This is a genomic window from Streptomyces odontotermitis, assembly GCF_050510915.1.
GTDB lineage: Bacteria > Actinomycetota > Actinomycetes > Streptomycetales > Streptomycetaceae > Streptomyces.
The window spans coordinates 1,210,283-1,234,699 of record NZ_JBNJLS010000001.1 but is presented as its reverse complement, the minus strand read 5'-3'; the positions used below and the strand labels follow the sequence as shown (position 1 = coordinate 1,234,699).

At 72.4% G+C, this 24,417-nt stretch carries 18 protein-coding genes; 9 read left to right on the top strand and 9 right to left on the bottom strand.

What is annotated here, in order from left to right:
* Positions 1-43: 43 nt before the first annotated feature.
* The 4 genes from ACQB60_RS05570 to ACQB60_RS05555 all read right to left on the bottom strand — a co-directional run bounded on the left by ACQB60_RS05570 (position 44) and on the right by ACQB60_RS05555 (position 3,153).
* Positions 44-370, bottom strand: coding sequence for a heavy-metal-associated domain-containing protein (locus tag ACQB60_RS05570; protein ID WP_496924644.1), 327 nt, complete (start codon positions 368-370; stop codon positions 44-46).
* A gap of 118 nt (positions 371-488) precedes the next feature.
* Positions 489-689: a helix-turn-helix transcriptional regulator gene (locus ACQB60_RS05565; RefSeq protein WP_384831793.1), complete on the bottom strand. Its 201-nt coding sequence runs from the start codon at positions 687-689 to the stop codon at positions 489-491.
* 494 nt (positions 690-1,183) lie between these two features.
* Positions 1,184-2,176 (bottom strand): helix-turn-helix domain-containing protein, encoded by a 993-nt coding sequence (locus tag ACQB60_RS05560; RefSeq protein WP_496924643.1) that lies wholly within the window; start codon positions 2,174-2,176, stop codon positions 1,184-1,186.
* A gap of 68 nt (positions 2,177-2,244) precedes the next feature.
* Positions 2,245-3,153: a sugar phosphate isomerase/epimerase family protein gene (locus tag ACQB60_RS05555; protein ID WP_496924642.1), complete on the bottom strand. Its 909-nt coding sequence runs from the start codon at positions 3,151-3,153 to the stop codon at positions 2,245-2,247.
* Positions 3,154-3,275: 122 nt separating this feature from the next.
* On the opposite strand from ACQB60_RS05555, the gene iolC reads away from it, so the two are divergent.
* The 6 genes from iolC (at position 3,276) to ACQB60_RS05525 (ending at position 11,363) form a co-directional block, all read left to right on the top strand.
* Complete coding sequence (gene iolC / locus ACQB60_RS05550) at positions 3,276-4,229, top strand: 5-dehydro-2-deoxygluconokinase (protein ID WP_496924641.1); 954 nt, start codon at positions 3,276-3,278, stop codon at positions 4,227-4,229.
* 172 nt (positions 4,230-4,401) lie between these two features.
* A complete protein-coding gene (locus ACQB60_RS05545; RefSeq protein ID WP_496924640.1) occupies positions 4,402-5,304 on the top strand; it encodes a Cgl0159 family (beta/alpha)8-fold protein in 903 nt (300 codons plus the stop codon).
* 38 nt (positions 5,305-5,342) lie between these two features.
* Complete coding sequence (iolB, locus tag ACQB60_RS05540; protein ID WP_496924639.1) at positions 5,343-6,158, top strand: 5-deoxy-glucuronate isomerase; 816 nt, start codon at positions 5,343-5,345, stop codon at positions 6,156-6,158.
* Positions 6,155-8,056: a 3D-(3,5/4)-trihydroxycyclohexane-1,2-dione acylhydrolase (decyclizing) gene (gene iolD, locus ACQB60_RS05535; protein WP_496924638.1), complete on the top strand. Its 1,902-nt coding sequence runs from the start codon at positions 6,155-6,157 to the stop codon at positions 8,054-8,056. Before iolB ends, iolD begins: the two co-directional genes overlap by 4 nt.
* A gap of 17 nt (positions 8,057-8,073) precedes the next feature.
* Positions 8,074-9,576, top strand: coding sequence for a CoA-acylating methylmalonate-semialdehyde dehydrogenase (gene mmsA, locus ACQB60_RS05530; RefSeq protein WP_496924637.1), 1,503 nt, complete (start codon positions 8,074-8,076; stop codon positions 9,574-9,576).
* Positions 9,577-9,944: 368 nt separating this feature from the next.
* Entirely contained in the window at positions 9,945-11,363 is a 1,419-nt protein-coding gene (locus ACQB60_RS05525) for an APC family permease (protein WP_496924789.1), read from the top strand.
* Between the two features lie 46 nt (positions 11,364-11,409).
* Here the strand turns inward: ACQB60_RS05525 and ACQB60_RS05520 are convergent, their stop codons facing one another.
* Positions 11,410-11,865: a GNAT family N-acetyltransferase gene (locus ACQB60_RS05520; RefSeq protein ID WP_496924636.1), complete on the bottom strand. Its 456-nt coding sequence runs from the start codon at positions 11,863-11,865 to the stop codon at positions 11,410-11,412.
* A 109-nt stretch (positions 11,866-11,974) separates the two neighbouring features.
* On the opposite strand from ACQB60_RS05520, the gene ACQB60_RS05515 reads away from it, so the two are divergent.
* The 3 genes from ACQB60_RS05515 (at position 11,975) to ACQB60_RS05505 (ending at position 17,513) form a co-directional block, all read left to right on the top strand.
* Positions 11,975-14,713 carry an alpha/beta fold hydrolase gene (locus ACQB60_RS05515; RefSeq protein ID WP_496924635.1) on the top strand — a complete coding sequence of 913 codons (2,739 nt, stop codon included), beginning with the start codon at positions 11,975-11,977 and terminating at the stop codon, positions 14,711-14,713.
* Positions 14,710-15,597, top strand: a complete 888-nt coding sequence (locus ACQB60_RS05510; RefSeq protein ID WP_496924634.1) for an ABC transporter permease — start codon at positions 14,710-14,712, stop codon at positions 15,595-15,597. The genes ACQB60_RS05515 and ACQB60_RS05510 overlap by 4 nt, the downstream gene beginning before the upstream one ends.
* A gap of 164 nt (positions 15,598-15,761) precedes the next feature.
* Positions 15,762-17,513 (top strand): vWA domain-containing protein, encoded by a 1,752-nt coding sequence (locus ACQB60_RS05505; RefSeq protein WP_496924633.1) that lies wholly within the window; start codon positions 15,762-15,764, stop codon positions 17,511-17,513.
* On the opposite strand, the gene lacZ is transcribed toward ACQB60_RS05505, so the two are convergent.
* From lacZ to ACQB60_RS05485, 4 genes are all read right to left on the bottom strand, one after another.
* Positions 17,503-20,685, bottom strand: coding sequence for a beta-galactosidase, LacZ type (gene lacZ, locus ACQB60_RS05500; protein WP_496924632.1), 3,183 nt, complete (start codon positions 20,683-20,685; stop codon positions 17,503-17,505). The genes ACQB60_RS05505 and lacZ overlap by 11 nt on opposite strands.
* A gap of 109 nt (positions 20,686-20,794) precedes the next feature.
* The gene (locus ACQB60_RS05495) at positions 20,795-22,531 is read right to left on the bottom strand and encodes an arabinofuranosyltransferase AftB family protein (RefSeq protein WP_496924631.1); all 1,737 of its coding nucleotides are present in this window, start codon (positions 22,529-22,531) and stop codon (positions 20,795-20,797) included.
* Positions 22,532-22,652: 121 nt separating this feature from the next.
* Positions 22,653-23,864: an acyl-CoA dehydrogenase family protein gene (locus ACQB60_RS05490; protein ID WP_496924630.1), complete on the bottom strand. Its 1,212-nt coding sequence runs from the start codon at positions 23,862-23,864 to the stop codon at positions 22,653-22,655.
* A 13-nt stretch (positions 23,865-23,877) separates the two neighbouring features.
* Entirely contained in the window at positions 23,878-24,351 is a 474-nt protein-coding gene (locus ACQB60_RS05485) for an SCP2 sterol-binding domain-containing protein (protein ID WP_496924629.1), read from the bottom strand.
* Between the last annotated feature and the right edge of the window lie 66 nt (positions 24,352-24,417).

Below are 24,417 nucleotides of genomic sequence, written 5' to 3'. Positions count from 1 at the left end.
GGGACCCTCGCGGGTACCCGGCCGACTGCGGTGCAGTGACAGGTCAGCTCTTGCTGACTCCGGCGAGCTCATAGCCCGCCTCGTCGACGGCGGCGCGCACGGCCTCCTCGTCGAGCGGGGCGTCGGAGACGACGGTCACCAGGCCCGTGGCGGCGACGGCCGTCACGGAGCTGACCCCGGCGATCTCGGAGATCTCGCTGGAGACGGCGCCCTCGCAGTGGCCGCAGGTCATCCCCGTCACCTCGTACACGGTGGTGGTGGCGCCCTGCGGGGTCTCGGCGGCGTCGCCGGAGTGGCAGGAGCCGCTGGGGGAGCAGCAGGAGCCGGTCGACTCGGTGCTGGCCTGGGGGAGCTCGGTCTGGGCGCTCATGGCGTTCTCCTCGATGACTCGGTGAAGCAGGTGTGCAGGGGGAGTCGTAACGTGCAGGAGGAGCCCCGGAGTCGCCGGGGATCCTCTGACACGTCCCACACTATACCCCTAGGGGGTATCAATCAAATCTCCGGCCGCGATTGCCCGGGCGCGCCGCCACCCAGGCGCGAATGGTGTCCGCGTACCAGTAGGGCTTGCCGCCCTCCACGTGGTCGGGGGCGGGGAGCAGTCCGTGCTTGCGGTACGAGCGCACGGTGTCGGGCTGGACCCGGATGTGCGCGGCGATCTCCTTGTACGACCAGAGCCTTCGGTCGGTCATCAGTGGCACCTCCCTGCGGGCGCCGCAGGGGCGGCTCGGGAGAGCCGTCGGGGGAGCTGCGGCGCGGACGCTGGCGATCACTCAGCCTTGTGCCCGGTGAACGACGTGGGGGGCGCGCAGGGGGGCGGCTGTCGTCCGGCTGTGACGCAAGACCCGCGTATGCGGGACATGTGTGACAGGACGGGCGGATTTGTGACGCGTGCGATGCGTGCGAGGGGCGCGTCGGCAGGGCGCTCGCGGGGCGCAAGCTGAGAACGGAGCGAGCTGAGAACGGAGCGAGCTGAGAACGGAGCGAGCTGAGAACGGAGCGAGCTGAGAACGGAGCGAGCTGAGAACGGAGCGAGCTGAGAACGGAGCAAGCTGAGCGGGCCGGGCCTTTCCCCAAGCTCTTGAGGAGCAGGGGATACCTCATTCGCCAGGTCCGGCCCGCCGGCTTCCCCGCTTCCCCCGGGGGCATAAGGCTCGTCGTGCGGCTCGAAGGGCACAGCGTGCCGTCAGCGCCGCCCCCGGGTCTTGGAGAAAAACGCGGCACGCGCCGAGGGGTCCGAGGGCAGGATCAGGCTCGTCGGCTCGCCCGCGAGACGGTCCGGCTGCGGCGGCCCCCCGGGCAGCGGCCCCCGGCGCCGGGCCACCGAGAACTCCCCCGGGGTGCACCCCGTCATCGCCTTGAACTCGCCGCTCAGATGCGCCTGGTCGTAGAAGCCGCAGAGCGCCGCCGTCTCCGCCTGGCTGCGCCCCGCCGCGAGCAGCCGCCGGGCCCGCTGGAGCCGCAGCACCCGCCCGGCCGCCTTCGGGCCGATGCCGATCTGCTCCCGGAAGCGGTTCTCCAACTGCCGCACGCTCCAGCCGACTTCCTCCGCGATGTGCGCGACCGGCGCGGCGCCCTGGGTGCGGACCAGCTCGCTCCAGGCCCGCACCGTGCGCGCCGACGACGGCGGGCCGGTCTCGGCCCAGCGCGCGAACGCGTCGTCGAGGAGGGCGAAGCGCTGGGTCCAGGAGGGCAGGTCGCCGAGGGCGCCGGCGAGTTCGCCGACGCTCTCCCACCGGCCGTGCGCGGGGCCGAGGTCCAGCTCGTCGGGGTCGATGTTGTGGTGCGACAGCTCGTGCAGGGCGGTGCCGAAGAGCGTGAACGCGGCCCAGGGCGTGAGCAGCACCTCGATCCCCGCGAGACGGCCGTCGTGCTCGCCCATCACCGGCTCCGTGGACAGCCCCGAGAGGACCGAGACCAGCGACACCGAGGGGCGGGCCGAGCCCGCGAGGCCGGAGATCCGCACCGGCCGGTCGAAGCCGAGCAGCAGCGTGACCGCGCCGATCGGCACTTCGAGACGGCGGCGCGGGCCCGGCAGCGCGAACCGCATCCCCCGGTAGCTGATCACGCCGGGCCGCAGCCGCGGATGCGGCAGCCCCGTCGCGATCTCCCAACTCCCGTCCCGGGAGCGGGCGGAGCGGGCCGGGGTGCGCAGCCCGTCGAGCCCCATGCCGCGCATGCCGATCCCGCCGGCTCTCCGCCCCGCCGGCCTCCTGCCCGTCCCCCCGTTCATGTCCTACCTCCCCGTCAGGCCCCGCATGATCGTAGGAACGAGCGGGTCCGCCGGGCGATGGGCAGCGGCTGCTCCGGCGGACAGGGGTACATGTCCTGCTCGACGATGGCGAAGAGGTCGACCCCGAGCCGCTGCGCCGCGTCGAGCACCGGCTCCAGGGCCGGCTCCCCGGCCGGCGGTTCGCACATCACGCCCCGCGCCACGGCGGGCCCGAACGGCAGCTCCTCGTCCCGGACCTGGGCGAGCACGGCCGGGTCGACCTGCTTGAGGTGGAGATAGCCGATGCGCTCCCCGTACGTCTCGATGAGCTTGACGCTGTCGCCGCCGCAGTACGCGTAGTGCCCGGTGTCCAGGCAGAGCGAGACCAGGTCGGAGTCGGTCGCGTCCAGGAAGCGGGCGACGTTCTCCTCGCCGTCGATGTGGGTGTCCGCGTGCGGGTGGACGACCACGCGCAGCCCGTACCGCTCCCGCACCTCGTGCGCCAACCGCTCGGTCTGCGTGGTGAGATGGCGCCACTGCTCCGGAGTGAGCGTCGAGTCCTCGAGGACCTCGCCGGTCTTGTCGTCGCGCCAGAAGGCGGGGATGACGACGAGGTGCCCGGCGCCGGTCGCCCGCGCGAGCGCGGCGTTGTCCGCGACGTGGGCCCAGGTCTCGTCCCAGACGGCGGGCCCGTGGTGCAGCCCCGTGAAGACGGTCCCGGCCGACACCTTCAGGCCGCGCCGCGCGGTCTCCTCGCCGAGCACGACCGGGTCGGTCGGGAGATATCCGTACGGCCCGAGCTCGATCCACTCGTAGCCGGACTCCGCGACCTCGTCCAGGAAGCGGCGCCAGGGGACCTGCCGCGGGTCGTCCGGGAACCACACGCCCCACGAGTCGGGAGCCGAACCGATCCGGATGTGTGACAGGCGGGGCAGCGTCGTCATGGCCCAAGCCTCCCGGCCGCTTCAGAAGGGTGTCAAGGGTGGTCCGAATGTAAGGACAAAATGTTGACAGGGTTCCCGGGACGGGATTAGACCTGGGGGAGACGACAGGAAGCGAGGACGCGGTGACCGATCCGTACGACGTCATCACCATGGGCCGGATCGGGGTGGACCTCTACCCGCTTCAGGCCGGGGTGCCGCTCGCGGAGGTCACGTCCTTCGGGAAGTTCCTCGGCGGCTCGGCGACGAACGTCGCGGTCGCCGCGGCGCGGCAGGGCCGGCGCACGGCGGTCGTCACGCGCACGGGAGAGGACCCCTTCGGCGAGTATCTCCACGCCGCGCTACGGGAGTTCGGCGTCGACGACCGCTGGGTGACCGGGGTCGCGGGCCTGCCCACGCCGGTCACGTTCTGCGAGGTGTTCCCGCCGGACGACTTCCCGCTCTACTTCTACCGGTTGCCGAAGGCGCCCGATCTGGAGATCCGGGGTGACGAACTGGACCTGGGCGCGGTCGCGTCGGCGCGGATCTTCTGGATGACGGGGACGGGGCTGTGCGCGGAGCCGAGCCGCGGGGCGACGCTGGCGGCGCTGGGTGCGCGGACTTCGGGGATCACGGTCTTCGATCTCGACTGGCGGCCGATGTTCTGGGCGGATGCGGGCGAGGCGCGTACGCATTACGAGGCCGCACTCGCACACGCGACGGTCGCCGTCGGGAACCTCGAAGAGGTGGAAGTGGCCACCGGGGAGCGTGAACCGGGTGCGGCCGCGCGGGCGTTGCTGGACGCGGGAGTGGAGCTCGCGGTGGTGAAGCAGGGGCCCAAGGGGGTGCTCGCGATGAGTGCGGCGGGGGAGTGCGCGGAGGTCCCGCCGCTGCCGGTGACCGTGCTGAACGGGCTGGGGGCCGGGGACGCCTTTGGTGGGGCGCTGTGCCATGGGCTGCTGGCGGGATGGGAGTTGGAGCGGGTGGTGCGGTATGCGAACGCGGCGGGGGCGATCGTCGCCTCTCGGCTGGAGTGTTCGTCCGCGATGCCGTTTCCCGGCGAGGTCGAGGCGGCGGTCCGTGCGGGGGCGGTGACGTGACTCTTCCCCGACCCCGCCCCTTCCCGAAACGGCGACTCCGTCGCCCCTGGGGCACCGTCAATCGGCGCTTCGCGCCTCGTCCTCAATCGCCGGACGGGCTATGTCCAGCCCGTCCGGCGATTGAGGACGAGCAGGCCGCAGGCCGCGATCAGAGGGGGGCGGGGAAATGCCCATGACCATCGACCCGGGCGCCCTCGCCAGAACCCGCGCCCGCCACCCCGAAGCCATCGCCGAAGCCGCGGCCCGCCGCCCCCGGCGCCCCCTCCTCGGCCCGAGCGGGCGGCTGCTGATCGTGGCCGCCGACCACCCCGCGCGGGGCGCCCTCGGCGTCGGCCGCGACCCCCTCGCCATGGCCGACCGGACCGACCTCCTCCGACGGCTCTGCCTCGCCCTGTCCCGCCCCGGCGTGGACGGCGTCCTCGCCACCGCCGACATCCTCGAGGACCTCCTCCTGCTCGGCGCCCTCGACGGCAAGGTCGTGATGGGGTCCATGAACCGCGGCGGGCTCGCGGGCGCCGCGTTCGAGTTGGACGACCGGTTCACGGGGTACCGGCCCCAGGACCTGGCCAGGATCGGGTTCGACGCGGGCAAGCTGCTGCTCCGCGTCGACCACCGGGACCGGGGCTCCCTCGACACGCTGCACGCCGCCGCGCGCGCCGTCGACGCGATGGCCGAGCACCGCCTCCCCGTGTTCGTCGAACCGTTCCTGAGCGGGAGGGAAGGGGGGAGCGGCAGGCTTCGCAACGACCTGAGCCCCGAAGCCGTCAGCACCTCCATCGCCATCGCCTCGGGCCTCGGCGGCACCTCCGCGTACACCTGGCTGAAGGTGCCCGTCACCCGGAACCCGGACGACATGGCGCGCGTCCTGGAGACCTCGACGCTGCCCGCGGTGCTGCTCGGCGGCGATGTGGGGGATGATCGAAACGGTGCGAACGACGAGGACGCGGTGTACGAGAAGTGGCGCGGAGCGCTGCAACTGCCCACCGTGCAGGGCTTGGTCGCCGGCCGCGCGCTGCTGTACCCGCCCGACGGGGACGTGGCCGGTGCGGTCGACACCGCCGTAGGACTGTTGTGACCGCCGCGAGGGAGACCGCTGCAGCGAGGAGGCGTTCCATGTCGTACGTACCCAGGGGCAGTACGGCCGGTGGTGCCTACGCCCTCGACATCGATCCCCGGCAGACGCCGCTCGCTCACTCGGCGTTGCGGATCGTCGAACTGCCGCCCGGCGGCCTGCACTCCTTCGCCACCGGTGAGAGTGAATGGATCGTGCTGCCCCTGACCGGCGGCTGTACGGTGCACGCCGAAGGCGGGATCATCGAACTGCTGGGCCGGGACAGCGTGTTCAGCGGAGTCAGCGACTTCGCTTACGTGCCCCGGGATGCCCGCATCCAGATCGCCTCCGGCGCGGGAGGCCGCTTCGCCCTGGCAGGAGCGAAGTGCGAGCGTCGACTCCCCGCCCGCTACGGCTCCGCGCCGGAGGTTCCCGTCGAGGCCCGCGGCAGCGGCAACTGCGCGCGCCAGGTCCGCAACTTCGCGTCCGCCGACGCCTTCGCGTGCGACCGCCTCATCGCCGTCGAGGTCATCACGCCCGGCGGCAACTGGTCCTCGTATCCGCCGCACAAGCACGACGAACACCGCCCGGGCGTCGAGTCCGAGCTCGAAGAGATCTACTACTTCGAGGTGGAGCGGGCCCGGGACGGGCGCGAGGGGTTCGGGTACCAGCGCGTGTTCCCGTCCCGCGACGGCGGCACCGACGTCCTCGCCGAGGTCCGCACGGGTGACGTCGTGCTCGTGCCCGACGGCTGGCACGGCCCGTCGATCGCCCAGCCCGGCCACGACCTGTACTACCTGAACGTGATGGCGGGCCCCGGCCCCGAGCGGGAGTGGCGGATCTGCTTCCACCCCGATCACACGGAGGCGTACCGATGACCAGCACCGGCTCCACCCAGGCCGCTCCCACCGTCCGGCTCACCACCGCGCAGGCCCTGGTGCGCTTCCTGTCGCGGCAGTTCACCGAGCGGGACGGCGCGCGGCGGCGGCTCATCGGCGGGACCTGGGGGATCTTCGGGCACGGCAACGTGGCGGGGATCGGGCAGGCGCTCGTCGAGTACGGGGACGAGATGCCCTTCCACCAAGGGCGCAACGAGCAGGCCATGGTGCATGCCGCGGTGGGGTTCGCGCGGCAGTCGGGGCGGCTCGCCGCGCACGCCGTCACCACCTCGATCGGGCCCGGCGCCACCAACCTCGTGACCGGCGCCGCGCTCGCCACCGTCAACCACCTGCCGGTGCTGCTGCTGCCGGGTGACGTCTTCGCCAGCCGGCCCGCCGACCCGGTGCTCCAGCAGCTCGAAGTCCCGTACGCGGGCGATGTGTCGGTGAACGACTGTCTGCGGCCCGTCTCCAAGTACTTCGACCGGATCACCCGGCCCGAGGCCCTCATCCCGGCCGCGCTGCAGGCGATGCGCGTGCTCACCGACCCCGTCGACACCGGCGCCGTCACCCTCGCCCTGCCGCAGGACGTGCAGGCGGAGGCGTACGACTGGCCGCGCGAGTTCTTCGCCGAGCGGACGTGGAGCGTGCGCCGCCCCGCCCCCGACCCGCGGGAAGTCGAGGCCGCCGCGCGGGCGTTGCGGGCGGCCCGGCGCCCGCTGGTCATCGCGGGCGGCGGCGTCCACCACAGCGGCGCCGAGGAGGCGCTCAAGGACTTCGCCGACGCCACCGGGATCCCGGTCGCCGCCACCCAGGCCGGCAAGGGCTCGCTGCGCTTCGACCACCCCGCCGACGTCGGCGGCATCGGCCACACCGGCACCGCCGCCGCCGACGAACTGGCCCGCACCGCCGACCTGGTGATCGGCGTCGGCACCCGCTACAGCGACTTCACCACCGCCTCCGGCACCCTCTTCGCCGCCCCCGGCGTCCGCTTCCTGAACCTCAACATCGCGCCCTTCGACGGCCACAAGATGGCGGCCCTGACGCTGATCGCCGATGCCCGTACGGGACTTGAGGCCCTCACCGATGCGGTGCGCGGCCATCGCGTCGAGGACGCCTACGCGGTGGCGTACGGCGGCGACAAGGCGCGCTGGGAGCACCGGGTGGCCGCCGCCTTCGAGGCCGCCGAGATCGACGCCCGGCCCACCCAGGCCCAAGTGCTCGGCGCCCTCGACGAGATCGTCACCGGCGCCGACGTCCTGATCAACGCGGCCGGTTCGCTCCCCGGCGACCTGCACAAGCTGTGGCGGACGCGCTCGCCCCGGCAGTACCACGTCGAGTACGGCTACTCCTGCATGGGATACGAGATCCCGGCGGCGATCGGGGTGTGCCTGGCCGAGCCCGGAGGGCCGGTGTGGGCGCTGGTCGGCGACGGGACGTATCTGATGAACCCGACGGAGATCGTCACCGCCGTCCAGGAACGCCTGCCGATCAAGGTCGTCATCCTGCAGAACCACGGGTACGCGTCGATCGGCGGGCTCTCGGAGTCCGTGGGCGGCGAGCGGTTCGGCACCGCCTACCGCTACCGGGCGCCCGACGGCACGTACACCGGGGACCCGCTGCCCGTCGACCTCGCCGCCAACGCGGCCTCGCTCGGGATGCGCGTGCTGCGCGCGAGGACCGTCGACGAACTGCGCGGCGCGCTGCGCGAGGCGCGCGCCGCGGACGGCCCCACATGTGTCTACGTGGAGACGGAAACGGCAGACACAGTGTCGGGCCCGCCCCCCGCACAGGCGTGGTGGGATGTGCCCGTGGCCGAGACCGCGACCCGTCAGGCGGCGGTCAAGGCCAGGGAAGAGTACGACCGGCACGTCACCGCCCGACGCCGCCACCTGTGAGAGTAGGGATGCTTGTCATGACGAAGACCGTCCAGCACTGGATCGGCGGGAAGGCTGTGGAGAGCGCTTCGGGCACGTTCGGTCCGGTCACCGACCCGGCGACCGGCGCCGTCACGACGCAGGTCGCCTTCGCGAACGTGGCCGAGGTGGACGCCGCGGTGGCCTCCGCGAAGGCCGCGTTCGCGACCTGGGGCACCTCCTCGCTCGCCAAGCGCACCGCGGTGCTCTTCAAGTTCCGCGCCCTCCTCGACGCCAACCGCGACGCGGTCGCCGAGCTGATCACCGCCGAGCACGGCAAGGTGCACTCGGACGCGCTCGGCGAGGTCGCGCGCGGTCTGGAGATCGTCGACCTGGCCTGCGGCATCACGGTGCAGCTGAAGGGCGAGCTGTCGACCGAGGTCGCCTCGCGGGTGGACGTGTCGTCGATCCGCCAGCCGCTGGGCGTCGTCGCGGGCATCACGCCGTTCAACTTCCCGGCCATGGTGCCGATGTGGATGTTCCCGCTGGCCATCGCGTGCGGCAACACCTTCGTGCTGAAGCCCAGCGAGAAGGACCCGTCGGCGTCGATGAAGATCGCCGAGCTGCTCGCCGAGGCCGGGCTTCCCGACGGCGTCTTCAACGTCGTGCACGGCGACAAGGTGGCCGTGGACCGCCTCCTGGAGCACCCGGACGTGTCCGCCGTCTCCTTCGTGGGCTCGACCCCGATCGCCCGCTACATCCACACGACCGCTTCCGCGAACGGCAAGCGCGTCCAGGCACTGGGCGGCGCCAAGAACCACATGCTGGTCCTCCCGGACGCCGACCTGGACGCGGCCGCCGACGCCGCCGTCTCCGCCGCGTACGGCTCGGCGGGCGAGCGCTGCATGGCCATCTCGGCCGTGGTGGCGGTCGGTTCGATCGGTGACGAACTGGTCGCGAAGATCAAGGAGCGCGCCGAGAAGATCAAGATCGGGCCCGGGAACGACCCTTCCTCCGAGATGGGCCCGCTGATCACCGCCGCCCACCGCGACAAGGTCGCCTCGTACGTGACGGGCGCCGCGGCCGAGGGCTGCGAGGTCGTCCTCGACGGCACCGGCCACACCGTGGAGGGCTTCGAGGACGGCCACTGGATCGGCCTCTCGCTGCTCGACCGGGTGCCGGTGACGGCCCAGGCGTACAAGGACGAGATCTTCGGCCCCGTCCTGTGCGTGCTGCGCGTCGACACGTACGAGGAGGGCGTGGCCCTCATGAACGCCTCGCCGTTCGGCAACGGCACCGCGATCTTCACCCGCGACGGCGGCGCCGCACGCCGCTTCCAGCTGGAGGTCGAGGCGGGCATGGTCGGCGTGAACGTGCCGATCCCGGTGCCCGTGGGCTACCACTCCTTCGGCGGCTGGAAGGACTCCCTCTTCGGGGACCACCACATCTACGGCAACGACGGCACGCACTTCTACACCCGCGGCAAGGTCGTCACCACGCGCTGGCCCGACCCCTCCGACGCCCCGGCGGGCGTGGACCTCGGGTTCCCGCGCAACCACTGAGCGCAGTCGAGCGCAGTCGCCCGGAGCGACGGGGCCGTCCGGAATGCGGGCGGCCCCGTTTCTTTTTCGGGGGAGGAGCTGCGGTTCCCGTGCGCTCCCCAGGCGGAGAGGGCAAATCGGGCGGCACAGGTGCAGTCGGTGAAGTGCCTTCGTTATCAAGGTCAACAGGCGGCACTGCTTAGTCATTGCCACCTATGGATGTAAAGCCCTGGGAAAGTATGGCCAGTTGGGGTCGGTGAGCGCGCGGTGGCCCCTGCGGAATCCGTAGGGAAACGGCCGTTGACGTTCCGGTTGTGACGGGGTTCCATAACGCGCCGGACGCCCCCGACGCGCACCTCCTGCCGCACGAGTCGATCGGATACCGCTCCATGACCGACACGCTCCGCCCGCTCCAGTCCCCCGCCGAGGCCCCTGCCGAGGCACCCGCGGCGCCCGGCCGCCCCCAGAAGCTGAAGCGCTCCATCGGCGTCGTCGGCGGCACCCTGCTCACGCTCTCCTGCGTGACGCCCGCCTCCACGCTCTTCGTGGTCGTCCCCGACCTCTTCTCCTCGCTCGGCACCGCCACCGCCCTCACCATCGCGATCGGCTCGCTCCTGTGCATAGCCGTCGCCTTCTGTTACGCGGAGCTGGGCACCCTCATCCCCAGCGCGGGCGGCGAGTACGCGATGGTCTCCACGATGGCGGGCCGCCTCGCGGGCTGGCTGGTCTTCGTGCTCTCCCTCCTGGTCGTGATGATCGTCCCGCCGGTGATCGCCATGGGCACGGCGGACTACCTGGCGCCCCTCGTGCACCTCGACCCCTCGGTGGCGGGCGCGGGCGTGATGCTCCTCGCCACCCTCGCGGGCCTGCTCGACCTGCGGGCCAACGCGTGGATCACCGGCGTCTTCCTGGTCCTCGAAGTGATCGCCGCGGCCGTCGTGGCCGTCCTCGGCTTCACGCACGCGGAGCGCGGCGCGGGCTCGCTCGTGTCGATGGAGGTCGCGGGCGCGCACGGGCACACCGACACCGTGACCGCCATGCTGATCGTCTCGGGCCTCGCCATCGCGCTCTTCGTGACCCAGGGCTTCTCCACCGCCGTCTACCTCTCCGAAGAGCTGGAGAACCCCCGCAAGTCCGTGGCCCGCACGGTCCTCGCGACCCTCGCCATCTCCTCGGTGATCATCCTGGTCCCGGTCGCAGCGATCACCCTCGGCGCCCAGGACCTCACGGCGCTCACCTCGGGCGACATCAGCGGCATGGTCGAGGCGTGGAGCAACTCGGCGGTCGGCACCTTCGTCAGCCTCTGCGTCGCCCTCGCGATCATCAACGCGGGCATCGTCATGGTGATCCAGAACTCCCGCGTCCTGTTCGCCTCGGCCCGCGACAAGGCGTGGCCCGAGCCGGTCAACCACGCCCTCAGCAGGCTCGGCCGGTTCGGCTCCCCCTGGGTCGCGACCCTCCTGGTGGGCGTGCCCGGCGCGGTGCTCTGCTTCGTCGACCTCGACACCCTGTACGGCGTGACGGGCGTCTCCGTCACCGGCATGTACCTGCTGGTCGCGGTCGCCGCGCTGCTCGCCCGCCGGGGCGGCCACCGCGACGTGCCCGCCTGGCGGATGCCGCTGTGGCCCGCGCTCCCGGTGCTGCTCATCGCGGTGCTCGGCTACATCCTGAGCCGGCAGGAGCTGTCGTACCTGGCGTGGACGGGCGGGATCGTGGCGGTGGCGACGGTGTACTGGGCGGGGTACCTGCGCCCGCGCGCGGACACGCGGTGGCTGGTGACCCTGCCGGAGGACGAGCGGATCGGCTAGGGCCTGATCCGCCGGACAGGCCCTAGCGCCTCATCCGGCGGGGGCGCTACCGCAGGTCCCAGTTCAGCATCGCGAAGCGGCCCTCGTCCTTGGCTCCCGCGCTCCGATACGTGGCGAGGGCCGCCTCGTTGTCGGTGTCGACGCCCACCCACATCCCGTAGCACCCCAACTCCCGTGCCAGCGCCGCCAGGGCCCCGACGAGGGCGCGGCCGACGCCACGGCGCCGGTGCGTCTCGGCGACGCTCAGCTCGTACAGGAACATCTCCGTCCCCTTGTCGGGGTGGATCGTCTCGACGCCGCTGACGAAGCCGACGGGGATGTCTGACTTCTCCTCGTACGCGAGGAAGAGGTGGTGCCCCGGGGCGGCCAGGAACCGCTCCGCCCACTCGGGGCGGGCGAATGGGGCCTCCCCTGCTCGAGCGAAGCCGAGAGCTTGGGGATTGTCGAAGAGGGGCCCGGCGGCGAGGAGTTGGGCGGGTGTGGTCGCGGGTGAGATGCGCATGCGTACCACGTTGGCGGTACGCGGGGGCCGGAGTCTACTTCCCCGGGAGGTACGCGGGTTCCGACCGTCGGCTGCCGCGGTTGTCGGTGGGCGACCGTACCGTTGACGCATGGATCTCCGATTGACCGGGCCCAGGCTGTCCGCGCTGCGCGGCCCGCGCCGCTGGATCGCCGCCGCGGCCGCCGTGGTGGTGCTCGCGGGGGCGGGCACCTGGACGGCGGTCGCGTCCGACGACGAGCCGGCCGTGCACCGCGCCGACCGGATGATGGCGATGGACGGCGCGAGGATCGACACGTCGTACTTCACGGCGGGCGACCCCGCCGTGAAGCGCCCCGCCGTCCTCATCGGCCACGGCTTCGGCGGCAGCAAGGCCGAGACCCGCGCCCAGGCCGAGCAGCTCGCGCGCGACGGGTACGCGGTCCTGACCTGGTCCGCGCGCGGCTTCGGCAAGTCCACGGGGAAGATCGGGCTGAACGACCCCAAGGCCGAGGTGGCCGACGTCTCCCGGCTCATCGACTGGCTGGCGAAGCGCCCCGAGGTCCGCCTCGACAAGGCGGGCGACCCGCGCGTGGGCGTCACCGGCGCTTCGTACGGAGGGGCGATCTCCCTGCTCGCCGCCGGGTACGACCAGCGGGTCGACGCCATCGCCCCGAAGATCACGTACTGGAACCTGGCGGACGCACTGCTGCCGAACGGCGTCTTCAAGAAGCTGTGGGCCGGGATCTTCATCAACTCCGGGGGCGGCTGCGACAAGTTCGAGCGCAGTCTGTGCGCCATGTACGACCGGGTGGCGGCCGCCGGGAAGCCGGACGCGAAGGCGCGCGGGCTGCTCACCGAGCGCAGCCCCTCCGCCGTCGCCGACCGCATCAAGGTCCCCGCGCTGATCATGCAGGGCCAGTCGGACTCGCTCTTCCCGCTCGGCCAGGCCGACGCGATGGAGAAGGCGATCCGCGCCAACCACGCGCCCGTGAAGGTCGACTGGCTCGCGGGCGGCCATGACGGCGGCGACCCCGAGACGGGCCGGCTCGACTCCCGCGTGACCTCCTGGTTCGACCGCTACCTGAAGGACGACAAGGGCGCCGACACCGGCCCCGCCTTCCGGGTCACCCGCACCGGAGGCATCGACTCCACCGACGGCGCCGCCCAGTTGAGGGGCGCGAGCGGGGAGAGCTACCCCGGCCTGGAGAGCGGCCGACGGTCCGTGGAGCTGAGCGGGCGCGAGCAGAGCGTCACCAATCCGGCGGGCGGCTCCCCGCCCGCGATCTCCGGCGTGCCCGGCCTCGGTGGCGGGGGCGGCGGCGGTGAAGACGACGACGACTCGGGCGCCGCCGGTGGCGGTGGCGGAGCCGGGGGCGGTCTGTCCCAGCTGTCGGCCCTCGGCATCGGCGTCTCCCTCGACTTCCCCGGCCAGTACGCCCGGTTCGACTCGCGCCCGCTCGGCGCGAACCTCCGCGTCACCGGCACCCCGACCGCCAAGGTCCACGTGAAGTCGTCCACCGATGACGCGGTGCTCTTCGGGAAGGTCTACGACGTCGGCCCGGACGGCCGCCAGCAGGTCCTGCCCGCCCAGCTCGTCGCCCCCGTGCGGGTGCCGGACGCGAAGGACGGCAAGGACGTCGAGCTGACCCTCCCCGCCATCGACCACGAGGTGCAGAAGGGCCACCGCCTGCGCCTCGCCCTCTCCTCCACCGACCTCGGCTACGCCTCCCCGGCCGAGCCCGCCACCTATCAGGTCTCCCTGAAGGGCGACTTGACGGTGCCGACGGCACCCGGCGTGAAGACGGCCGCCGCCCCGCTGCCCTCCTGGGTGTGGTGGCTGCCCCTCACCGGAGCCGTCCTCGCCCTGGCCCTCCTGGTCACCGCGCGCCGCCGCACCACGGCCCCCGCCCCGGACCCCCACCTCGCCGACGTCCCGCTCCAGATCACGGACCTGACCAAGAGGTACGCGAAGTCGACGGACCGGTACGCGGTCAAGGGCGTCTCCTTCCGCGTCGAGAAGGGCCAGGTCCTCGGCCTGCTCGGGCCGAACGGCGCGGGCAAGACGACGACGCTGCGCATGCTCATGGGCCTGATCCGCCCGGACGAGGGCGAGATCCGCGTCTTCGGGCACGCCATCAGGCCGGGCGCCCCGGTGCTCTCCCGCGTCGGCGCGTTCGTCGAAGGAGCGGGCTTCCTGCCCCACCTCTCCGGCCGGGAGAACCTGGAGCTGTACTGGAAGGCCACAGGGCGTCCCGCCGAGGACGCCCACCTGGACGAGGCCCTGGAGATCGCCGGTCTCGGCGACGCCCTGGCCCGCGCGGTGCGGACGTACTCGCAGGGCATGCGCCAGCGCCTCGCCATCGCCCAGGCCATGCTGGGCCTGCCGGACCTGCTCATCCTGGACGAGCCGACCAACGGCCTCGACCCGCCCCAGATCCGCGAGATGCGCGAGGTGATGATCCGCTACGCGCGCGGCGGCCGCACCGTCATCGTCTCCAGCCACCTCCTGGCCGAGGTCGAGCAGTCCTGCACCCACCTCGTGGTGATGGACCGCGGCCGCCTCGTCCAGGCGGGCCCGGTCGCCGAGATCGTCGGCTCCGGGGACACGCTCCTGGTGGGCCTCGCGGCCGACGTCCCGGACGCCCTCGTGGAGAAGGTCGGCGCCCTGCCGGGCGTGGCCTCGGCGGTGCGCGCGGAGAGCGGGCTCCTGGTCCGGCTCGACGCCACCGGGGCCGACGGTGCCGACGGGACGGCAGGCGCCGCGAAGCTGCTGCCGGAACTCGTACGACTGGACATCCCCGTCGCGTCCATGGGCCCCCACCGGCGCCTCGAAGACGCGTTCCTGACCCTGATCGGAGGCTCCGCATGAGCGCGGCGAAGAGTGCGGCGAGGAGCGCGGCGACCACGGCCCGCGCCACCGCGCCCGGCTACCGGGCGGGCCGGACCCTGCCGCTGCGGGTCGAGGCGGTACGGCAGTTGAAGCGGCGCCGCACGCTGGTGATGTTCGGCGTGCTCGCGCTGCTGCCCTTCGTGCTCGTCGCGGCGTTCGCCATCGGCGGCTCGCCGGGCGCGCGCAACGGCGCGGTGACGCTGATGGACACGGCCACCGCGTCCGGCGCGAACTTCGCGGCGGTGTGCCTGTTCGTGTCCGCCGGCTTCCTCCTCGTCATCCCCGTCGCCCTGTTCTGCGGGGACACCGTCGCCTCCGAGGCCAGCTGGTCGTCGCTGCGCTATCTGCTGGCCGCGCCCGTGCCCCGCGCCCGCCTCCTGTGGTCCAAGCTCACCGTCGCGCTCGCCCTCAGCGCCGCCGCGATGCTGCTGCTGCCGCTGGTCGCCCTCGTGGTCGGCACGGTGGCCTACGGGTGGGGGCCGCTGGAGATCCCCACCGGGGGCACCCTCGCGGCGGGCACGGCGGGGCAGCGGCTGCTCATCGTCGTCGCGTACGTCTTCGTGTCCCAACTCGTCACCGCCGCCCTCGCGTTCTGGCTGTCGACGAAGACCGACGCCCCGCTCGGCGCGGTCGGCGGCGCGGTCGGCCTGACGATCGTGGGCAACGTCCTGGACGCGGTGACGGCACTCGGCGACTGGCGCGACTTCCTGCCCGCGCACTGGCAGTTCGCCTGGGCCGACGCGGTACAGACCCGCCCCGAGTGGGGCGGCATGATCCAGGGCGCGGCCGTCTCGGTCACGTACGCGCTGGTGCTCTTCGCGCTCGCGTTCCGGGGCTTCGCCAGGAAGGACGTGGTGTCCTGACCCTCCCGGCCCGGGATCTCCGGGTCTCCGGTACGTCTCCTACCGGTCACGACGGCCGCCCGCCGTAGCCTCATCGAGACCGGTCCGCAACGCACCGGACCGATCGTTCCGGCCGCCTCCCGCGTCACAGTCGTGAGTGCCGACGCAGACAAGAGGGGGCCGTGATGCGGATCCGGACGACGCGACGAGCAGGACGAGGATTCGTCGCCCTGACCCTGGCGGGCGGCCTGCTGCTCACCGGGTGCAGCGGGGGCGACGACGGGGGCAAGGAGAAGGCCGACAGCGCGAAGGGCCACAGCGGCGGCGTCCAGGACGGCGCGCCCCTGCCCGCCCCCGCGCACCCGTCCGCCGGAACCGGAACGGGAGGGGACGCGGCCACCCCGGAGGAACACCAGGGCGACGAGAAGCGCGAGGTGGCGCCCGCGCCCGACTACCTCTCCACCTTCGCCCTCGACGTCGACACCGCCTCGTACGGCTACGCCCGGCGCACCCTCGCCGACGGCCGCCTGCCCGACCCGGCGACGGTCCGCCCCGAGGAGTTCGTCAACAGCTTCCGCCAGGACTATCCGCGCCCGGACGGCGACGGCTTCTCGGTGACGGTGGACGGCGCCCGCGCCGGTACGGGCACCGACAGCCGCGAGGACGGCGGCGACTGGTCCCTCCTCCGCGTCGGCCTCGCCACCGGCCCCGACACCTCGGACGCGGACCGCCCGCCCGTCTCCCGCCACCGCCCTTCCAAGGAAGTCGCTCCGCTCCCCAGCCGTCCGCCCGCCGCCCTCACCTTCGTCATCGACGTCTCCGGCTCCATGTCCGAACCCGGCCGCCTCGACCTCGTCAAGCGCTCCCTCGACACCATGACGGACCAGCTGCGCCCCGACGACTCGGTGGCCCTCGTGACCTTCAGCGACGAGGCCGAGACGATCCTGCCCATGACCCGGCTCGGCGGACGCCGCGTGCACGCCGAGGGAGCCGGATCGGAGGACGGCTACCGGCTCAAGGCCGCCCCGGCCGACCGCTCGTACGCCGAGGACAGCAACCGCGCCCGCGTCCACGAGGCCATCGACACCCTCGAACCCACCGACTCCACCAACCTCGAAGCGGGCGTCACCACCGGCTACGAGACCGCCACCCTCGGCCTGCGCGAAGGCGCCACCAACCGCGTCGTCCTCCTCTCCGACGCCCTCGCCAACACCGGCGAGACCCGCGCCGACGCCATCCTCGACCGCATCGCCGACGCCCGCCGCACCCACGGCATCACCCTCTTCGGCGTCGGCGTCGGTAGCGACTACGGAGACGCCCTGATGGAGCGCCTCGCCGACAAGGGCGACGGCCACACCACCTACGTCTCCAGCGACGAGGACGCCCGCAAGGTGTTCTGCGAACAGCTCCCCGCCCACATCGAGCTGCGCGCCCGCGACGCGAAGGCACAGGTCGCCTTCGACCCGCGGGCCGTCGTCAACTTCCACCTCATCGGCTACGACAATCGGCAGGTCGCCGACGACGACTTCCGCGACGACACCGTGGACGGCGGCGAGGTCGGCCCCGGCCACACGGTGACGGCGCTGTACGCGGTCCGTCTCCGGCCCGGCGCGAGCGGCCGTCTCGCGACGGCGAGCGTCCGCTGGCTCGACCCCGACAGCCGCGCCCCGCACGAGGAGTCGCAGTCGATCGAGGCGGACGCGGTGCGCCACGGCGTGTGGGACGGCTCGACCCCGCGCGGCCTGCGCGTCGCCGCGACCGCCGCCTACTTCGCGAACGCCCTGCGCTCCGGCGACTCCCGCTGGAACGGCCTGCCGGGCGCCCTGCCGCTCGGTGAACTGGCCGCGCGCGCCCGCGAGTTGGAGGACGGCTCCGGCGGTGGAGACGTGCGCCGCCTCGCGGACGCGATCGAGCAGGCGAACCGCCTCAAGGGGTGAACTTCTCCGCGGGGTTCACCCGGTACGCGTACGTGTACGTCCTGCCCGCGTGCAGCAGATACTCCGCCAGCGGCGGCGCGCCCCAGGAGTCGTTGCCGCCGACGCCCATCTGCCGGTGGTTGACCCCGAGGACCGTCTCCTTGCGCCGCTTCACCTCGTGCGGGTGCTTCGGCCCGTCCAGGTCGGACGGGGCGTGGTGCAGGGCGCTCGTCTCCAGGAGCTCCTCGCCCGCGGCGGGGTCGGCGGTGACCACGAGGCCCGCGCCCGAGCGGTCGGTGAGGGCGAGCCGCCGTACGTCCGTCATGTTGCCGGTCTGCTGCGGACGGACGTACGGCGCGACCTGGGCGTCCACCGTCGAGCGGTATCGGCCCACGAACGCGGCCGACTTGCGGTCCTGGTAGTTCTCGTGCGGCCCGCGCCCGTACCAGTCGAGCCGCTCGAACCCCTCGGGGACGGTCAGCAGGGCGCCCACCATCGGGATGTCGGGCAGCCCCGCGGCCGCCTTCAGGGTGTGCCGGACGCGCAGCTCACCGTCGCCGCGCACGGTGAACACCGTCGTCCAGGTGGAGGGCAGCGGCGAGGTGGGCAGCGTCGCGGTCACCTCGATCGTGACCTCGCCGGGGGAGGGCTGCGCCGCCTTCACCGCATCGACCTTCGCCTTGGCCCCCGCCTCCTTCCAGGTGGCGGCCTCCTCCTGGTACTTGCGGCCGATGTCGTTGTCCGTCGGGCCGCGCCAGAAGTTCGGCACGGGGCCGCCCGCGAGCAGCACCCGCCCCTTGATCCGGTACGAGGTGAGGGTGCCGGCCGACTTCGAGAGCACCACTTCCACGTCACGCCCGCCGACCTTGAACTCCCTCTCTGTTTCCGTGAGTTCGAGGGGCGGCAGGGTGCCCGGGGACGGGTCGGCCGGGGCGGGGGCGTGCCAGTCGAGGGCCAGCTGTTCGGCGGCGACGGTGTGCCCGGCCTCGGCCCACCGCGTCGTGTCGCGCAGGGCGAAGGACACGTTCAGCCAGTACTCGGCGCCGGGTTCGAGGGTGGTGGGCTTCCGGTAGGGGATGCGGACGGTGGCGGTCGCGCCGGGCGCCACATCGGGGGCCCGCAGCGTGCCGTGCTGGACGGCGTCCCCGTCGCGGGTCACGCTCCACCGCAGCTCGTACGCGTCCAGGCCGCTGAACAGCTGCTTGTTGCGGACCGACACCGCGCCCACGCCGAGGTCGCCCGCCGTGACCGCCACCGGCTGGTAGACCTTCTTGATCTCCATCAGGCCGGGGTGCGGCGAACGGGTCGACGCCACCAGGCCGTTGCAGCTGAAGTTGCCGTCGGTCGGGTAGCCGGGGTGCCAGTCGCCCCCGTACGAGAGGTAGGTGTGCTTCTTGTCGCCGGGGATCGGGCGGCGGATGTTCTGGTCGACCCAGTCCCAGACGAAGCCGCCGTGCAGGTTCGGGTACTTCTCGAAGATCTCCCAGTACTCGGGGAGGTTGCCGTTGCTGTTGCCCATGGCGTGCGTGTACTCGCACAGCATGTAGGGGGTGGTTTTCCCCGACCTGCCGTACGCCTCGACGTCGGCCGGTTTGGTGTACATCTCGCTGTGCACGTCGGCGACGGAGTTCATGCCCTCGTAGTGGACGGGCCGCGAGGTGTCGCGGGCCCGCACCCAGGCGGCCATGGCCTTGAAGGTGTCGCCCTCCCCGGCCTCGTTGCCGAGCGACCAGGCCACCACGCACGCGTGGTTCTTGTCGCGCTCCACGAGGGAGCGGACGCGGTCCACGCAGGCGTCGGTCCAGTCGGGCAGCGAGCCGGGCAGGCGGTCGCGCACCCCGTGGGTCTCCAGGTTGGTCTCGTCGATGACGTACAGGCCGTACTCGTCGCAGAGTTCGAGCATGCGCGGGTGGTTCGGGTAGTGCGAGGTGCGCAGGGCGTTGATGTTGTGCCGTTTCATGAGACGGACGTCCTCGACCATGACCGACTCGGGGACGGCCTGTCCGAAGTCCGGGTGCGACTCGTGCCGGTTGGTGCCGTGGAACATGACGTGCTTGCCGTTGACGGTCCACTTGCCCGGCCCGAACTCGACCTTGCGGAAGCCGACCCGGGTGCGCTGGATGTCGCTCTTGCGGCCCTTCGGGTCCAGGAGCGTGACCACGAGGGTGTAGAGGCTCGGGCTCTCGGCGGACCACAGGGCGGGCGCCTTCACCCCGGTCTCCAGGACGAGCTCCTTGTCGAACTCGGCCTCCCCGCGCAGGGGTTGCCCCAGCACGGGCCGCCCCTCGGCGTCGTAGAGCATGGCCTCGACGCGGTGCCGCCCCGGATCGCCCCCGCCCCTGTTGCGTACGACGGTGGTGACGGACAGCGTCGCGTCGCGGTAGGCGGCGTCCAGGTCGGTCTGCACGAAGAGGTCCTGCACGTGCACGGCGGGGATCGCGTACAGGTACACGTCCCGGAAGATCCCGGACAGGTCGATCATGTCCTGGTCCTCCAGCCAGCTGCCGTCGGACCAGCGGTAGACCTCCACGGCAAGGGAGTTGGTGCCGGGCTTCAGGTGTGCGGTGACGTCGAACTCGGCCGGGGTGTAGCTGTCCTCGCTGTAGCCGACCTTCTCCCCGTTGACCCACACGAAGAACGCGGACTTCACGCCCTGGAAGGAGACGAGGGTGCGGCGGCCGTCCCAGTCGTCGGGGACGGTGAAGGTGCGCCGGTAGGAGCCGACCGGGTTGAACGCGTGGGGGACGTTAGGGAAGTCCGGCTTCTCGTACCCCTCCCACGGGTAGCGGATGTTGAGGTAGATCGGCTCCGGGTAGCCCTCGATCTCCCAGTTGGAGGGCACGGTGATGCGGTCCCAGCCGCTCACGTCGTAGCCGGGCGCCTCGAAGCCGACCGGGCGCTCGTCCGGGTTCTTGGACCAGTGGAAGTGCCAACTGCCATTGAGGGAGCGGTAGTACGGGGACTGGGTGAGCCTGCCGCGCAGGGCCGCGGAGGTGCTCGCGTACGGGACGAGTCTGGTTCTGGCCGGTTCTCTGTTGACCTGGAAGACGCGGGGATTCGCGTCCCACTCGGTGCCGCTGCCGCCCGGGGTGTCCCGGGCGAACGCCTGCTTCTGTGCGGCGAAGGCGGCCCACCCCACCAAGGCGGTGCCGGTGACGAGGAACGAGCGGCGGCTCGGCCGATGTGCGCTCATGCGATGACTCCCCACGCAAGGCAACAAGAACCCTCAGCCTCAGACAGAACCACGCACCACACAAGTACCCTGCCCGACAAAGGAGTTGGAATCTGCTCCAAGATGTTGTTCAGTTCGACCGGCCGCACAGCTCCCGCTCCGCCCGCACCGGGTCGGCGGGGAAGCGGAACGTCGTCCGACCCCAGGCCCCGCTGAGATTGCGCCAGAACCGCCCCGCCGTCATCGGCTCCCGCGTCGCCGCCCGCAGCTCGGCGAGGGGGCCGCAGCGCAGGGCCCGGCGGGCGGCGTCGACGCGGGCCCGGTCGTAGCCGGGCGGCAGCGCGTCGGTGCCCCGGTCGGCGACGACCCACTCGTTGGGCAGCTGCTTGTCGTGGCCCACGCGGCCGTGCGCCACCCGCTCGGAGTGCGCGGCCAGAGGGTAGGCGAGCCCGATCGGGTCGAGGGCGGCGCCGGTCAGGGGGATGACGGTGCCGCTGTAGCCGAGGGTGTTGTAAATGCCGGTCACCGAGGGGGAGTTGGCCCCCGTCGGGGTCCAGGCGAGCAGCAGCGTCGGCCGACCGGAGCGTTCCGCCGCGCGCACCAGCTGCCCGAAGTGCGCGTTGCCGGGCTTGCCGGCGAAGGTGTGGTGCACGGGGTGGGCGGCCGCGTTCTGCTGGACGTACACGCCGCGCTCGTCCGCGACCCCCTGCGGCCCGATCCGCCCCTCGTACGGAAGGCGCAGCCAGCCCGCGCACGCGATGGCCCACACCCCGACCCCGACCGCCGCGATCGCCCACACGCGCGTGACGGGCACCAGGAACACGGGCAGCAGCATCAGGAAGAGGCCGGGCAGGAACATCCGGGCGTGCATGAAGTCGCCGCCCACCTTGATGACGTACACCCAGCACAGCGCCCCCGCGACGACGGGTGCGAGCGCGGGCACCACGGGCGGCGCCACGGTGCGGGCGCGCCCGGCGGGAAGCGCTGCGGGCAGCGCGGCGGCCGCCACGAACAGCAGCGGCAGCCACAGGAGATAGGGCCCGGAGAAGTCACCGAGATAGGTGAACCCCCGCCCCCACAGGCTCTGCGACGCCTCCTTGGTGACCCCGGGCAGCGGCATCAGCTGCCCGTAGTACCCGAGCCGGAAGACCTCGTACGCGACCGGAAGCGCGAGCGCCGCCCCGAGCCCGCCGAGCGCCGCCCGCCGCGAGGGCCGCGCCATGAGCCACTGCGCCCCCAGGAACACCGCCGACACCAGCGCCAGGTCCGGCCGTACGAGCGGTCCGAGGCCGAGCACCACGCAGCTCGACAGGGCGCCGGGCCGGGTGACGAGCAGCAGCCACGCCCCGGCGAGCCAGCAGGTGGCGAGGCCCGTCTCCAGGCCGGAGGTGGCGAAGTCCCAGACGGGCGGCAGGGCGAGGAGGACCAGCGCGCCGACGGGGACGAGGGCCCGGCGCCCTCCGTGCAGGCGCACCGCGCCGAGCCCGGCGAGCGCGAAGCCGGCCGCCGTGCACAGCAGCCCTCCGTACATCGCGATGACGGCCAGGTCGCCGCCCGGCAGCCCCGCGAGCACCAGCAGCCACTGCCACAGCGTGCCGGTGGAGGACTCGGCGCGCTCGCCCGCGTTGAAGACGGGCCCGTTGCCCGCGAGGATCTGCCGCACGGTCCGGAGGTAGATGTGCCCGTCGTCGGACATCCAGCGCCGCTGGAACCCGGCGAAGCCGATCACGAGCGCGGGCAGCAGCCACACCGCGGGCCGCAACCGGGCCCACCAGCACGCGCGTTGGGCGTCCGCCCGCCCGGGGGAGAGGCCGAGGAGCCCGGTGCCGCCGCCGGACTCTCGTACAGGAGTGTGCGTAGACGTCATGCTCCCCTCATCGGCGCAGGTCAGCACCTGCTTGAACGGCTGCCGGCAGAGAGGGGCCCCTGGGAGCGGCGTGGGTGTGGTGAGGGCTCCCAGGGGCGTATCGGTGTCCCCCGAAGTGGGCCTAGCGGATCTGGCGGCCCGAGATCGCCCGCGCGATCACCAGGCGCTGGATCTCGCTCGTCCCCTCGAAGATCGTGTAGATCTTCGCGTCCCGGTACATGCGCTCGACGGGGTGTTCCCGGCTGTACCCCGCGCCGCCGAGCACCTGCACGGCCTTCTCCGTTGCCGTGACGGCGAGTTCACCGGCGCGGAGCTTCGACATCGAGCCCTGCCCGGCGTCGAAGGTCTTGTCGTTCCGGGCCATCCAGGCGGCCTGCCAGATCAGCAGGCGCACCGCCTCGATCTCGGTGCGCAGGTCCGCGAGGGCGAAGGCGATCGACTGGTTGTCAATGATGGGACGCCCGAAAGCCTCCCGGTCCCCGGCGTAGTCCAGCGCGTACTCGTACGCGGCCCGGGCGATGCCGAGCGCCTGCGCGCCGACCGTGGGCCGGCTGACCTCGAAGGTGGCCATCGCGGCCTGTCCCTTGGCGCGACCGCCCTCGCGGGCCCGGGCGAGCCGGGCGTCCAGTTTCTCCTTGCCGCCGAGCAGGCAGGCGCCGGGTACCCGTACGTCATCGAGGAAAACATCAGCCGTGTGCGAGGCGCGCAGCCCCAACTTGCGTATCTTCTTGGCCCCTTCGAGGCCGGGTGTCCCCGGCGGCACGATGAAGGCGGCCTGCCCGCGCGCCCCGAGACCGGGCTCCACGGAGGCGACGACCACATGGACGTTGGCGATCCCGCCGTTGGTGATCCACGCCTTCTGCCCGCTGATCACCCACTCGTCCTTCGCCTCGTCGTAGCGGGCGGTGGTACGCATCGCGGAGACGTCCGAGCCCGCCTGCGGCTCCGACACGCAGAACGCGGCGACCTTCGGCTCCGACTCGTCCCCGAAGCACTGCGGCACCCACTCCGCGAGCTGGTCGGGGGTGCCGGACGAGAAGATCCCGGCGACCGCGAGGGAGGTGCCGAACAGGGCCATGCCGATGCCGGCGTCACCCCAGAAGAGCTCCTCGTTCGCGATCTGCAGCGAGAGGCCGCTCGGGTCGCCGAACAGGTCGGCCAGCGACTCGAAGCCGTACAGGCCGATCTTCGCGGCCTCCTGGATGACGGGCCACGGAGTCTCCTCCCGCTCGTCCCACTCGGCGGCGGCCGGGCGCACCACGCCCTTGGCGAAGCCGTGCACCCAGTCCCGCAGGTCCCGCTGTTCCTCGGTCAGTTCGAGGGAGAACGCCATGGCCGTGCGCCCCTCACGCCTTCGGGATGTCGAAGTAGCGCGTGAGCCCCGAGGCGAGGGCGACGTCGCCCGCGACCTTGAGCTTGCGCATCATGAACATCGTGACGGGGTTGGCGTTGCCGGAGACCAGCTTGAGGAACTCCGCGTCGCCGAGGACGAGGGTCACGCGCGGGTCGGCGTTCGAGCGGCCCTCGCGGACCGTGCAGGTGCCGTCCGCGATCTCCGTCTCGTAGACGGCCTCCGGGTTGTCGCCGGAGCCGGTGATCTTCCAGCGGATCAGTGCCTTGAGGGAGCCCGCGGCGTCCGGCTTGAACTGCCGCCCCATGCGCCCGAAGACCTCCTGAAGGACGCGGGCCCGCAGCGCGCCGTCCTGCGCGATCTCACCGATCTCCTTGCTGGACAGGCCCTTCACGATCTTCGCGAACTCCTCGGGGGTCACGCTCGCGAAGTCGAGGCCGGCCAGTCCGTCCGCGGTGCCGTCCGCCACGGCAATCTCCTTACTCTTTAGTAAGATTACTATTGGGTAAGGTAGCGGGGGAGGGAGAGCTTGGCA

What these genes read in the sequence shown, in the direction of transcription:
- ACQB60_RS05570 (WP_496924644.1), bottom strand. Translation starts at nt 370, where the DNA reads ATGAGCGCCCAGACCGAGCTCCCCCAGGCCAGCACCGAGTCGACCGGC.
- ACQB60_RS05565 (WP_384831793.1), bottom strand. Translation starts at nt 689, where the DNA reads ATGACCGACCGAAGGCTCTGGTCGTACAAGGAGATCGCCGCGCACATC.
- ACQB60_RS05560 (WP_496924643.1), bottom strand. Translation starts at nt 2,176, where the DNA reads ATGCGCGGCATGGGGCTCGACGGGCTGCGCACCCCGGCCCGCTCCGCC.
- ACQB60_RS05555 (WP_496924642.1), bottom strand. Translation starts at nt 3,153, where the DNA reads ATGACGACGCTGCCCCGCCTGTCACACATCCGGATCGGTTCGGCTCCC.
- ACQB60_RS05545 (WP_496924640.1), top strand. Translation starts at nt 4,402, where the DNA reads ATGACCATCGACCCGGGCGCCCTCGCCAGAACCCGCGCCCGCCACCCC.
- iolB (WP_496924639.1), top strand. Translation starts at nt 5,343, where the DNA reads ATGTCGTACGTACCCAGGGGCAGTACGGCCGGTGGTGCCTACGCCCTC.
- iolD (WP_496924638.1), top strand. Translation starts at nt 6,155, where the DNA reads ATGACCAGCACCGGCTCCACCCAGGCCGCTCCCACCGTCCGGCTCACC.
- mmsA (WP_496924637.1), top strand. Translation starts at nt 8,074, where the DNA reads ATGACGAAGACCGTCCAGCACTGGATCGGCGGGAAGGCTGTGGAGAGC.
- ACQB60_RS05525 (WP_496924789.1), top strand. Translation starts at nt 9,945, where the DNA reads ATGACCGACACGCTCCGCCCGCTCCAGTCCCCCGCCGAGGCCCCTGCC.
- ACQB60_RS05520 (WP_496924636.1), bottom strand. Translation starts at nt 11,865, where the DNA reads ATGCGCATCTCACCCGCGACCACACCCGCCCAACTCCTCGCCGCCGGG.
- ACQB60_RS05515 (WP_496924635.1), top strand. Translation starts at nt 11,975, where the DNA reads ATGGATCTCCGATTGACCGGGCCCAGGCTGTCCGCGCTGCGCGGCCCG.
- ACQB60_RS05510 (WP_496924634.1), top strand. Translation starts at nt 14,710, where the DNA reads ATGAGCGCGGCGAAGAGTGCGGCGAGGAGCGCGGCGACCACGGCCCGC.
- ACQB60_RS05505 (WP_496924633.1), top strand. Translation starts at nt 15,762, where the DNA reads ATGCGGATCCGGACGACGCGACGAGCAGGACGAGGATTCGTCGCCCTG.
- lacZ (WP_496924632.1), bottom strand. Translation starts at nt 20,685, where the DNA reads ATGAGCGCACATCGGCCGAGCCGCCGCTCGTTCCTCGTCACCGGCACC.
- ACQB60_RS05495 (WP_496924631.1), bottom strand. Translation starts at nt 22,531, where the DNA reads ATGACGTCTACGCACACTCCTGTACGAGAGTCCGGCGGCGGCACCGGG.
- ACQB60_RS05490 (WP_496924630.1), bottom strand. Translation starts at nt 23,864, where the DNA reads ATGGCGTTCTCCCTCGAACTGACCGAGGAACAGCGGGACCTGCGGGAC.